Genomic DNA, 12227 nt, shown 5'->3' on the forward strand with positions numbered 1-12227 from the left:
GTAGTCGCGCCGCTCGACTGGCTCCGTATTGCCGGTGTTCCTGAACGGGTGAAAAGACGTGTGTTCGGCGGAGGCGAGGGCTATCCTTCCGCCCCGGAGATGGTCGGCGGTTTTCCGGTGCAGGACAGGGGGCAACCGTGGGCAAGGGCAAGAAGGGCGCGCGCCCACCGTTGGATCTGCGTCGGCGGTTAGCGGCGCGCGACCAGGCCAGTCTCCTCAGTCTGCTAACTGCGGCGGGGGCCAGTCCGGCAGTGCGTCACCGGTGGCCGTCGGCGGCGCTGCTGCTGAACATGACCTTGCGCAGCGCCCGTACCGGAGGCCGCCCGGTCAGTGGGCACGAGCTGCCGGCATTGCTGCGCGATTGCCTCCGAGACGAGCCGATGGTCCGCGGTCAGGAGGACTTCCTTCCCCAGGATCCGCGTGAGGTGGTGCTCGCTCGTGCCGGTCATACGCTAGTGCGCCTGTTCCCCGGCTCGGTGGAGCGCCCGGTCGCGGATATCGCACGGTGGGCGCTGGTCGCCGAGGCGGTCGACCGGGTACTGATTCCCCGCTTTGGTTTCGGCGTGAACCACTACGTCGAGTTGGCGTTGCGCTATACCGATCACGTGATCGGTATGCTGGCGCCATCGTGGCCCGCGGGCGACGACCTCGCCGAACGGGTGACAGCCGTTGAGCTGGAGGCGGCCGCCACGTTGATGGACACGCCGATTCCGCCGCGGTTGCGGCTGACACCTGAGATGCGGGCAGCTGCCTCGTGGGCGACAGCCGCCTCGCCCCGCGTGCTGCCGTTCGACCTCAACGACCGGCAGAGCATCTTCGGCCGCCACCTCGCCGTCGATTTGCCGCAGACGGACGGGGCACCGGCTCGCACCTTCTGGCTTCCGCCAGCCTGGCTGCCCGAGGCCACCGGTTATGGGGTGGTCGAGCTCAGTACCTACGCACACGACGACATCGACGCCAACATGCGGTTTGCCCAGTTGGCCGCTGACCAGGTGCGCCGCGCGTTGCACCCGTTCTCCGACGCCGTTTACGGGGCTCCGGATCTGTCTGACGGCCCGTGCGTGTCCCCGAAAGACGCGGTGCAGTGGATCGCACGCTGCGGTGACAACCGCGCGATCGCGGTTCAGCTGTTCACCTCGTTGAGCGGACGCTCCCCGCGGGTGCCGGGCGAGCCTGCAGCGGTACGCGCCGCCAGGACCGCGCGACGCCACCCAGACCGGCTGGTCAGCATCGAGCTCGCCGTCGGTACTGCCCGGCTGGAGGCCGGCTTGGAGATCGTGCCGCTATTGGTCTTCGCCTCGCCCGGGCACATCGCCGTGCGGCAGCTGCCAGAGGCGGCCAGCATGTCGCTCGATGATCTGCTCTGGGCCGCGTCAACGATGGACAACGATACGGACTTGTTTCTGTTCTGCCGGGAAATGGCCAGCCCACGGCGTCCGCAGCTGCACGTGTTCGAGGCCGTCAACATCTGGCAGTCATGGCAGGCGAACGGTAAATCCCTGCATCCCGGCGCTGTCGCGCCCACGCTGATCTCGGTGGCGCCGCACCAAGCGGACGAGGAATGGTCGCGCAGCGCTGGCCGGGCGGCGCTCGAACAGACCCTGACGGTGCTCGACCTGCCCCCGGTGCGGGACTGGGCAAGTGTTGCGGGCTCTGGTGATGGCCCGTTTCAGGTTTACGGCTGGTCGACGGCTGCCCTCTCCCATCAGGCGTGGGGGCCGGTCACCGACGAGCGTTTTCTGGAACCGGTCGGGTGGACTCTGCATACCGGCCCGGTTCCGGTGGCGTTGCGCTGCCTGCAGCCGGACTGGAAGGGTAACGCCCGCGATTTGCTGCACGATCTCGCCGGAGCGTTCGCGTTCGCGATTGGTCACATCGCCGATACCTGGGCGCAGGCACACGCCGGGTCCGGTGTCACCGGATACGTCATCGATCTTGAGCCGACGGAGGCCGGCGAGCCCGCTGGGGACACCCTGGCGGTCGCCTCAGTCGGACGTGGCGATGGTGCAGCGCCCGATGTGGTTACCGCACGGCTGGTGGTTGACTGGGCGACGTTCGGCGACCTCGCTGCCGCCGACAGCGGCGCAGGCCGTGACATGATGGCGGCGGCGATGCGTCAGGTCATGATCGGCGCCGGGCTCAGCCTCAGCGTGGATGACGCTGTTGCCCGGGCGTGGCAGGCCATCGCCCCCACCATCCAGGTGGACATCAACGAAGACACGAGCGCTGCGGCGCAGCTGCTTGCTTCGCCCTGGCCGATCGATGAGGCGCTGGTTTCCGCCGCGGACCGGGTGGTTGCCGCAGCGGTACGCGCGGCCGGCGTTCAACCCGGCACCTACCACGGGGCCGAAGCCAAAAAACTCGACCGTGACGTCCTGGCCCCGGCCGCGCTCACAGCGCTCACGCGCCTGCTGGCCCGCTACGACGTCAATGAGGTCGTGGCGGTGGGTATGCGGCAGCTCGACCGGGCCGTCGCGGACAAACGCCGCAGAGCTGCGGACATCCAGCGGGCCCGGCGCATGACGCTGACCTGGGACCCCATCGCCCACGCCGAAGGCATCGACCGGACCCATCTGACGCTGCGCCGCTGCAGCGAAACCGTCGTTGAGGCAGCCCTCCGTACCCAGCCGAGCGGATCAGCGCCGGTGGACAAGCTGGCCTACATGGAGATCATCGCGGCCGCACACGCCTACCTGCAAGCGACCAACCGCAGCGAACTCGTGCACCACCAGCTCAACCCCACCGCGCTGACAATCAGCGAATCGTTCGCGATTCGGACCGCGATGGACTCCGCCGCCACCGGTGCTGGCACCAGCTCGACCTACCGCTTTGACGCCGACGCCTACCGGCACGCCCGCCTGACCGATCTTCTCGGGCCCGCTAAGCGCGACGCCGACGACGACACCGCCGCTGCGGAAGCCGCCGTACTGACCACCATCGACGACGCCATGCTGCGCGCCTACGGCACCAGCGGCACCGACCTGCTCACTACCCTGCTGGCGCTGACCCAATGGCCGGTGACCACCGAAGGCGACCACATCGCCCGCGCCGATACCGGCAGCGTGATCCAGCACGTGCTGGACACCACCGTGCTCGGTGAGCAGCCCGACGGGCCGGACCGCATCCGCGCCGCCGTCGACCTGCTCACCAGCAGCACCACCACCATGAACGCCACCGACTGGAAACCGTGGCACGCCCGCAGCCGTCAGCACCGCCTGCTCACCCAGCCGCTCGTAGCCGGCGCCGACGGGGCCCTGACGATCTCTCCGCACCTGTGTTACGCCGTATTCACCGTCTACGGCAACTACCTCTCGCAGGGAGTGCTGCCGTGGACCCAGCCACCACCGCGACCGCCCGTCGATAAGGCTCTGGACAAGTACCGCGACCGGCGTAACCGCCAACTCGAACACGACGTCGCCGCCCTACTTACCGACGCCGGTTACATCGTGCGGGAACGCATCAAGCCCAGCGACCCGCAGCGACTCGGCGTCCCGGAACTAAGCACCGAGATCGACGCGGTGGCAGGCAGGCCCGGCTCGTACACCCTGTGGCTGCTCGAAGCCAAGGACTCTGCCGACACCGTCGTCACCCCGGAGGTGCGCAGGCACCTCAACACCTTCTACACCGGCCACCGCAAAAGCCCGGCCTACGCCGCGCAGCTCGACCGTAAACTCGCCGACCTGCAACCGCATGCAGCGCAGGTGGCCGTGGCCCTGGGCCTACCGCCCGCCGAACCCGGCTCCTCGTATGAGGTCAAAGCCATGTTCGTCACCCGCCGCCCGGTACCGGCCTCCTTTGTCGGCTCCGGCTACCGCTTCACCACCCTGACGACACTGCTGAACGACCTCTAGAGAGACTGACCAGCGTGGGACAGATCGCGCTGGTCACGCACCACGAACTGACCGGCTAGAAACTGCCTTGTGCCCCACTGGCAGCGGCATGAGAGCGCACCCGTCGTAGCTGTCTCCGCACGGCTATTGAGCCGGTTCTGCAAGCTTCCAGCAGCTATCCAATGCAGTACCGGTTGGGCGCTAAGGTTGATCGATGCATGAGTCCAAGAACATCGCCGTGGTCAATTTCAGTGCGAGTACCCCTGGCTCTCTGTTCGCGCAGGCTGCCGAGTGGTGCAACGCAAACGACGGCAGATATGAGATCGAAGCCGTGCAATTCACCGAGAACCTCCACGGCGTCGCTCCCGACGAGCGTTACAACCTCGGGATCTACGTTGGGCTTCAGGGGTAGGCGAAGCAGGAAGAGGCTGCCGTCACCCATCCGACAGAGCGGGCAGTCCGCGAGCATCGGGTCAGCACCCTTCAGAGGCCGTCTCGGCGAAGGTGTGCCCGTCGTTGCTGGTGAGCACGCGGATCGCGGCAGAAGAGTGAACACTGACGTGATAGCGCACTGCCGCACCGACTGTGATCGGAGTCGGGGCCTGGGGAGACCGGCGTTCAGGCCCTTGACGGCCGTGCCGTGTGACCTGTGACCACCGGCCTACCCGAGTGCGGTGCGGGGATCGTACGGTCGGTGGCACCATAGATTGCGGACGTGTTCTGTCGGAAGATGGCCACGTGAGGTAGTGAGTCAGAGAAGACCCGCACGGCGATGATGGAGGTGTGCTGCGTAGGACTGCCGGTTCACGGTCCCCACTGTGGTGGGTGGCGGGCATCGCCTGCCTCGGGGCCTTGGTCGCCGTGCTCGGACACTTCGCACGGGTGCCGCGAGTGTTCCTAGATCTAGCCGACAGGTTGGCCAGCGTTGGTGGACTTCTCATCGGTATCGCCGGGTTGACGATCGCGGGGGTAAGTCTTCGTTTGGCGGTGCGGCAGGCGCTTGCCACACCAGTGGCTGAATCTCCTACTGCAAATCATGCTGTTATCGAAGGGGACCAGCGACGCACATGCGGTGCGTCGCGCGAGGATCAGGATCGGATCCAGTGGCCGTCTACGCCTTCTCTAAAAGTAAGTGGCGTGACGAATGGCCAAGCGCGAACTCATGTGCTGACCTCGTGTGCAGCGGAGTTTTCTTGGCCGCAGTACCCCGCCGTAGCGCCATTCGTCTATAATGCCCCCTTGTGCAATGCTTCCTTTGTTGGTCGAGATGAATTGCTCCAGACGTTGCGGGAGGGCTTTGTCGACACCGGCATCGGGATTCAGGTGCTCTGCGGGATCAGTGGAGTCGGGAAGAGTCAGCTCGCGCTAGAGTATGCACATCGGTTCGCTAACGACTACGACCTTGTTTGGTGGATGTCCGCGGAGCATCCAGAGGCAATGGCCGAGCAGATGGCTGCGCTTGCCACCGAGGCAGGTTGGCTGTCCCCGAGCGCTGGAACCGATGCCGCCGTACGCATGGCCAGGATGCAGCTGAGAAAATCGAGCCGATGGCTACTTGTGTTCGACAACGCTGAGGACCCGACGGTCTTACGCTCCTGGTTGTCAATCGGACCTGGGCATATCTTGATCAGTTCACGCGACCCCGGGTGGTTCGAGGTGGGCAGGCCACTGACCGTCAACGTGTTTGATCGTGTCGAGTCGATATCGCTTCTCCGTGACCGACTTCCCTGGATTGCGATGGACGAAGCAGAAGAGCTGGCCCGATCTCTGGGGGATCTGCCACTAGCGGTGGCCCAGGCTGCGAGCCTACTGGTTGAGACGGGCATGACGCCCCAAGCATACCTAAGCGAGTTGAATGCGAATGCTCGAAGGCTGCTTGGCGCAGGCCGGGTATTGAGCTATCGTTCGCCGCTGGCCGCAGCTCTTGAGCTTTCGATTGATCGACTGGCCGACGAGGACGATCTCGCCCTTTCGGTAATGCAGGTGAGCGCTTGGCTGGCTCCGAATCCCTTGCCGCTACGCACACTCGCCGCGACAAATCATGTCGGAATAGACAGAATTGCTCCGACGGACGCCGTAGCGTTTCAGCTTAGTCTCGGGCGAATCGGGCGGTACGGGCTCGCGCGCATCAACAAGCAGTCGATCGAGATCCATCGGCTAACACAGGCTTTCATTCGCGGTCGACTCAACCCTCAAGAATCACGCTTAGCGCGGGCCCGGGCGGCGAGGGTGGTAGCCACCGGACGACCAGAAAATGATGGTAGCGACCCAGGTACCTGGCCGGAGTGGTCTGCTCTCCTGCCACATATACTGGCTCTCGATCCAGCCGTCGGCAGTAGTCACGCCTTGCGGAATGCCGCCCGCGACGTTCTGTGGCACCTGCTATGCCGCGCTGAGTATGCGACCGCTTTGCGATTGGCGCAGACGTGGCGGTCAGATTGGACCGCGGGTCTCGGGCCCGATCACCTCCAGGTCCTAGACATGAACAATCATCTCGCCGAGGCGTACCGGCATCTTGGTGCTTACGGGCAAGCCAGGCGCCTTGACGAGGACACGTTACGTCGACGCAAACGGATCCTGGGTGAAAACCATAATAAGACTCTCCGATCCGCCAACAACCTCGCAGTCGACTTTTTTATGATGGGAGACTTCGAAGCTGCCCGCGTTCTGGATGAGTTAACTCTGACCCAATGCAGAGAAGTCCTCGGCGATAGCCATCCTGACACGCTGCTATTGACCAGCAACTTCGCAGCTGACCTACGCGGGCTTGGTAAGTATGAGCAGGCCCTACATCTCGATGAGACAACGCTCAGCCTTCGGGTGTGCCTACTGGGCGAGTATCATCCCGGTACGCTTCGCTCAGCCCGCAACCTCGCTGCCGATCTGCGTGGATTGGGGAGGCGGAGGCAGGCCCGAAGCCTTGATGAGCGAACCTATAGCCAATACCTCCAGGTTCTGGGTAAGGATCATCCTGACACCCTTCGCGTAGCCCGCAACTTGGCGGCAGAGGTGAAGTGAGTTGGCGCTGTCGGCCACGGCCAACGACCCGGCCTGCATAGGACTGCGCGTAGGTTCATCGGAGCTCCGAACGTCGGACGACTCTGAGCGGACAGAAGGCGCGACGGGACGCCACAGCTCAGATGGCCTGAGCGCGGCAGGGTGTGCCGATGGCCCGTCCGGTGAACACTCCCGCACAGGGCCGCCATCCGCGACCCCTACGCTCATTGGCGGCACAGGAGCGCCGACCGTTCGCGTGGCGTGAGGGTCGACGTCCAGCCTCGACGACATGCCTCGGGCCGACTTGCCACCAGGTCAAATGACATCGACTCCATCAAGGCCAGTGCGCGTGGAGTTGTCGACTGGACGCCCCTCACGCAACCTCAGCGACCGGGCATGCCGGTCAGTCGCACAACCGTCAAGGCAGCCGACCATCAAAGTCGCCTGCCCCGGTGCAGCCTTGTACGTCAAGCCGTACCTGTCTCCGCACGGTGGCCGGAACGCCGATAGCAACCTGATACCGCTGAGCAGCAACGAAATCCGTCGCCTGTTCGCATACCCTTTTCGGCCATCCCTCAAAGAGGGCCACATCCTGTACTGGTCTCCCTTCCACAGTGTTAGCCGACCTGCGGGCTCTCGAGTAGGAAGTGCGGCCCTTTCCTCGTTTGTCGGGCGGGCGTGGTGCCTGTAGACATCACTCGCTGTGGCACGCGCGTCAAGCGGGACCGGGCTGGCGTCGGGTCCGTCGCCTGGCGATCCCCGGTCGGCGGGGGTAGTCCGGCGGCAGGTATCGGTAGACCGATCGCAGTGACTTGCCGATCCTCTCGGCGAGCAGTTCAGGGTCCAGGTTCGGCTCCTTGCGCAGCCAGTAGGCCACTGCCTGCGCGGTTCCCCGGGGCACTTCCGAGTCCTCGTCGTCGTTGGCGTCGTCGGCGGCAGCATTCTGATCGCCGTCGTCCGTCTCCTCGTCGGCGTTCGCGCCGAGGATGTCCTTGTCGTCCACGGTCCTGTCTGCCAGTCCCGCATCGGGCGGATCGTCCGGGGATAGAGTTTCAGGCGGGCCGACGTCGTGGCTCTCGGCACTCTGCTGGTCGCCGCTGAGGGCCGGTTGAGGGTTCTCCTCTGGCTCTGGTTTTGGCTCCTGCCGGTCATCACGAGGCGTGTCCGCCACCGACGCGGTGGGCGCTTGCGGCGCGGAGGGAGTGGGCTCAGGTGCCGGCAGTGCGTCGGTGAGGCGCTTTCGCCCGAACCAACGACGGCGGTGACGGGAACTGTGAGCCATCATGATCCGCTCCGGGGCGAGGTCAGCGGCCAGGAGCCTGGTCAGCCCGTTGTAATCGGCCGTGGCTGCGAGGCGTGCGGCGATCTCGTCTAGGTCGTACACGTGCACGGCGATGTCGGCGGTCGTGGGGTCCACCCCCGCTCTGATCTTGCGATAAAGGACCTTGGCGATTACGGCGTCGCGGCGTCGGCGGGCGATCGCGGTGCGGGCCGCCGTCAGGGACTCGTACAGGTCGAGGCCGTCAGCTTTGGCGATGGACCGCGCCCGCGAGGTGACGACGGGGTGGCAGATCCAGTGCCCGAACGCCTCGTACGCGGGTGGTGTGGGCGGCAGGCCTCCGGTGACGCGCAGGCGGTCGCGGCGCTGGTTGCCGGCGTGCATCAGCCAGACGAGGTATCCGAGGGCGGACATGCCTGCGTAGAAGCCGCCGGCTAGGTGGGCGGGGTGGGCGGCTCCGTTGAAGGTGACGGCTCCGACGGCGATCGCGGCGGACAGTAGGCGTGATCCGATTGCCCGCTCGCCGAGGCGGCGTCGCACGTCGGCGTTGGCCATCACGACCACGCCGCCCAGCTCAAGCGCCGCGACGGACGGGACTGCGACGACCAGCGGGACGCCGAGCGTTTCGACGGCGCCGGTGACTTGTCCAACGAGGGCGACTAGCAGCACCAGGACGTAAAACGTCTGGCGTATCCAGGTGGCGTGCCGGACTGCTGTGGCCAGGTCGGCGTCCAACGCGTCGAGGGTCGCCGGGGACGAAGCTTGTCGACACGTCGACCCGCCCTGAGGGCTGCGGGCGGGCTCATGATGGCCGGTGAGTACGGCTGATCGCAGGGGCCACGCGGTGCCGCTGCGGTCCCAGTTCGTCGCCTGCGGGCCGTCGCCACTGCGGTCGGGCTGATCGTGGAGGCTGCCACGACGAGCGTCGGGTGCCGCCGAAGGGTCCGGCGTCATGGGTGAAGTCCGCTCTTGTGGGAGTCGGTCTTCCCGGTGGGCATCTGCCGGCGCAGGTCGGCGATGAGCCGGTCGGCGACTCGGAGGGTGTCCTCGCTGGGTTCGGCGTCGATCTCGTCGAGCCGGCGGGTGAGGGCTCGGCGTAGGGAGCGGATCTGCTCGAGGTCTCCGAGTGCGGCGTGGACGCACATCGCTTGCTGGTAGGTGGCTTCGGCGTACGGGTCGTGGCGCATCGCGGCTTCGAGGACGGTCAGGGCTTGTGCCGGGTCAGGGGTAGCGGCGGCGAGGGCGAGGTGGGCGTCGAGGGCTTGGCGGCGGATGCCCTCGCGGTATGCCTCGATCCATTCGTAGTCGAAGCCGTCGGCGAGTGTGCCGTCGTAGGCGTTGACGGCGCGCTGGAGTGCGGCGGTGCGGTCGGTGTCGGTGGTGGCGAGGGCGGCGTCGCGCAGTGCGGTGCGCATGCGCCACAGGTCGGTGTCGAGGGCGTCGCGGTTGAGGGCGTAGCGGCGCGACGGGTGAGTGAGGTAGACGGCGGGTCCTCCGGTGCGGATGAGGGTTTTGCGTAGTGCGGATACGTAGGTGTGTAGGCGGTGCGGTGCCTTCGACGCGGGGGCGTCGGGCAGCAGGTCGTCGAGGATGTTGTCCTGTGCGGCGTCGCCGTCCTGGACGACGAGGTAGACCAGCAGTTCGAGGGCTTTCGCGCGCAGCGGCGTGGTCGTGTTCATGTCCACGATGCGGGCCCCGCCGAGCACTCGAACGTCGACGCGTCCGCCGGTGCTGCAATGCCGGTCGTCGCCCGCCAGGTGCGGTTCATTCCCGGCGTGATCGCGGCGCTCCTGCAGGTGTGCGGCGGCAGAATTCTCGGGTGTGGGGTTCGGCGCGTGGGCGGCGCCGACCAGCCTGTCGAGTGGCATGCGCTGCGCGGGTGCTGGCGGTTGAGGCTCGCCGGTTTGGGACTCGGCGAGGAGCCGCAGCAGTTCCGTGGTCTCGCTGCGGTTGATGACGCTCAGGCGGCCGACGGCGGAAGGACAGCTGTGCTGTTTCGCGTCGTGCCTAATGATGCTGGTGGAGCCGTCTTCGGCGACGAGGACGGTGTCGCCATCGGACCAGGCGCCGAGCAGGACGCCGTGGATGTCGAGTCGGTGCCCCTGAGTGAGCAGCGCGGCGATGCGGGTGCGCTCGTGAGCAGCGGTGGGGGCGGCGATCAGCACCGTCGGCGGCACGGGCTCGGCGATGGAGTCCCGGTCCCGCAGGTCGGTGATCGTGTCGACCTCGTAGTCGCCGCATATGCGGGCGCGGTGCAGCGTCTGCTCCTCGATCAGCGTCAGGGCGTCGTTGAGTCCGCTGGTGACGCTCATCCGCGGCGTGTCCGCCAGTGTGGTGGCGGTGCCTAACAGCGTGGCGAGGGTGTCCGAGGCGATGACGACGTGGTGGCGGCTATCGGGGTCATCTGGTCCGGCGGCGGCGAGGGCGGACACCAGCATGCCTCGGGCCGCTGCCTCGGCTCCGGGCCCGATCAGGCCGAGTCCCGCGGACGGGCACACCTCGATCAGCGGGCGGGCCGGCGCGGGTATAAGCGGCTGCGGCTCGTGCGCCGTGAGGTTGGAGGTCTCGTCGTCGGCCGCGTCTGCCGGGTCAGAGTCAGCATCCACGACGGGTTCGTCGGGCGGAGGGTCGAGGCCGGGGCCGGGGTCTGGAATGGTCTTCGCGCTCGGTGTCAGGGCCTGTAGGCCGCGGCGGATCTGGGTGACCACTGCCGGCATCGGTTTGACGCTCGGGTCGTCGAGGCGTGGGTGCGCGGTGGGTTGCCGGGGGATGTAGCGGCGACGGCGGTGTGCCCAAACGAGGGCAACCGCGGCGAGGACTGCGGCGGCGAGTCCCATGTCGAGCCAGCTACCCGTACCGAGCGACACACCCGGCTGCGGTCGCGGCGTTGGGGCGGTTCCTTCGTCGGCGGTGCGAGTGGTGGGCGTGGCAGCTGGTCCCGACGCCGAAGCGTGGTCGGCTGGCGCAGACGTGGGCGCTGGGGCGGACTCGACGAGGCCGTCGTCGGTGTCCGTTGCGGTCGGGCTGCTGGGCGATCCTGACGGAGCTGGTGTCGTCGGCGTTGTGGCAGGCGTCGGTGGGGGCGAGGGGCGTGGTGCTTCGGCCGTGGGAGGGAGTCGCAGTGTCCAGCCCGGGTAGATGAGGTCAGGGTCGCGAAGTGTCCCACCGGTGTGGGGGAAGCGGGTGCCACGGTTGGCGGTGAAGATTTCGGGCCAGCGGTCCGCGTCGCCGAGGCGGTCCTGGGCGATGCGGGACAGCGTGTCGCCACGCCGCACCGTGTAGGTGTGCTTGGCCTGATCCGTGCCGTTGGATGGTGGGGTGCTCTGGTCGTCGGCGTGGGCACGCGCGGTGGCTGCTGGACCCTGCGGTGCATGGGTCGTCTCCGCGGCGGCAGCTGTGGTCGCGCTGGCGTGGGCGGGCGTCGCGGTGGCCGCCGTGCTGACGGCGGTCGCTCCCAGGACGGCCGCCGTGATGCCCTGCAGTGGCCCGGGCATGTGCAGCCGTGGCAGTTTCCGTGACATCCGGACGGCCTGGGCGTAGAGGCGGGCCGTGATGGCGGCGGCGAGCATTCCCCACAGCAGCCACGCCGCGAGGTAGGCGATGCCGGCGAGGAAGCCGCCGCTGAGGGGCTCCTCGACCCAGCCGCGGAGCAGGGTCGTCGACGAGCCCTGCGGGCGTGGCCACCTGCCGACGCGGACGAGCGTGACCGGCACAGCGACAAGCAGCACCGTGGCCGCCGACGTGTGAGCGGCCGAAGCGACCCTGGACCTCATCGCCCCTCCCCTGCTGCCTTGTGCGGACCCGGACGCCGACCGGCAATGAGCCGGATTGGCAGCGCCGTGAAACGTTGGCCACGAATCGACCGTAGGGCGAGCGGCGGAAGACGACGCGGTTCCGCAGGCTGACAGGACCTCACACGACCTCACACGACCTCACAACCCCAGCTCACAGGCAGCCGATAGGAGTAGAGACGGTGCGACCGACGGCATCCGCTGAGGCCAGGACGCGGCTTCTGCCGGAAGGACGAGCTGGCTGTCTGGAACCGAGCACGGGGCAGCCGGAGGCGGGAACGGAGCCGGAAGCGCAGGGGTAGCACAGTTCGGGCTTTCCCGACGTGGGTT

Annotated in this window: 5 protein-coding genes; 3 read left to right on the forward strand and 2 right to left on the reverse strand. The window is 67.2% G+C overall.

Annotated elements, in window-relative coordinates; translation table 11 throughout:
* Nucleotides 1-137 precede the first annotated feature (137 nt).
* The 3 genes from ACGF3C_RS32875 to fxsT all read left to right on the forward strand — a co-directional run bounded on the left by ACGF3C_RS32875 (nucleotide 138) and on the right by fxsT (nucleotide 6848).
* Nucleotides 138-3851 (forward strand): hypothetical protein, encoded by a 3714-nt coding sequence (locus tag ACGF3C_RS32875; RefSeq protein WP_393227645.1) that lies wholly within the window; start codon nucleotides 138-140, stop codon nucleotides 3849-3851.
* Between the two features lie 193 nt (nucleotides 3852-4044).
* On the forward strand, nucleotides 4045-4242 hold the full coding sequence (locus ACGF3C_RS32880) for a hypothetical protein (RefSeq protein WP_393227647.1): 198 nt from the start codon (nucleotides 4045-4047) through the stop codon (nucleotides 4240-4242).
* Between the two features lie 827 nt (nucleotides 4243-5069).
* Nucleotides 5070-6848, forward strand: coding sequence for an FxSxx-COOH system tetratricopeptide repeat protein (gene fxsT, locus ACGF3C_RS32885; RefSeq protein WP_393227649.1), 1779 nt, complete (start codon nucleotides 5070-5072; stop codon nucleotides 6846-6848).
* A gap of 694 nt (nucleotides 6849-7542) precedes the next feature.
* Here the strand turns inward: fxsT and ACGF3C_RS32890 are convergent.
* The gene (locus tag ACGF3C_RS32890; RefSeq protein ID WP_393227651.1) at nucleotides 7543-8841 is read right to left on the reverse strand and encodes a hypothetical protein; all 1299 of its coding nucleotides are present in this window, start codon (nucleotides 8839-8841) and stop codon (nucleotides 7543-7545) included.
* A 215-nt stretch (nucleotides 8842-9056) separates the two neighbouring features.
* Nucleotides 9057-11879: a BTAD domain-containing putative transcriptional regulator gene (locus tag ACGF3C_RS32895; RefSeq protein WP_393227652.1), complete on the reverse strand. Its 2823-nt coding sequence runs from the start codon at nucleotides 11877-11879 to the stop codon at nucleotides 9057-9059.
* Between the last annotated feature and the right edge of the window lie 348 nt (nucleotides 11880-12227).

The organism is Micromonospora sp. NPDC047762 (genome assembly GCF_043204655.1).
GTDB lineage: Bacteria > Actinomycetota > Actinomycetes > Mycobacteriales > Micromonosporaceae > Micromonospora.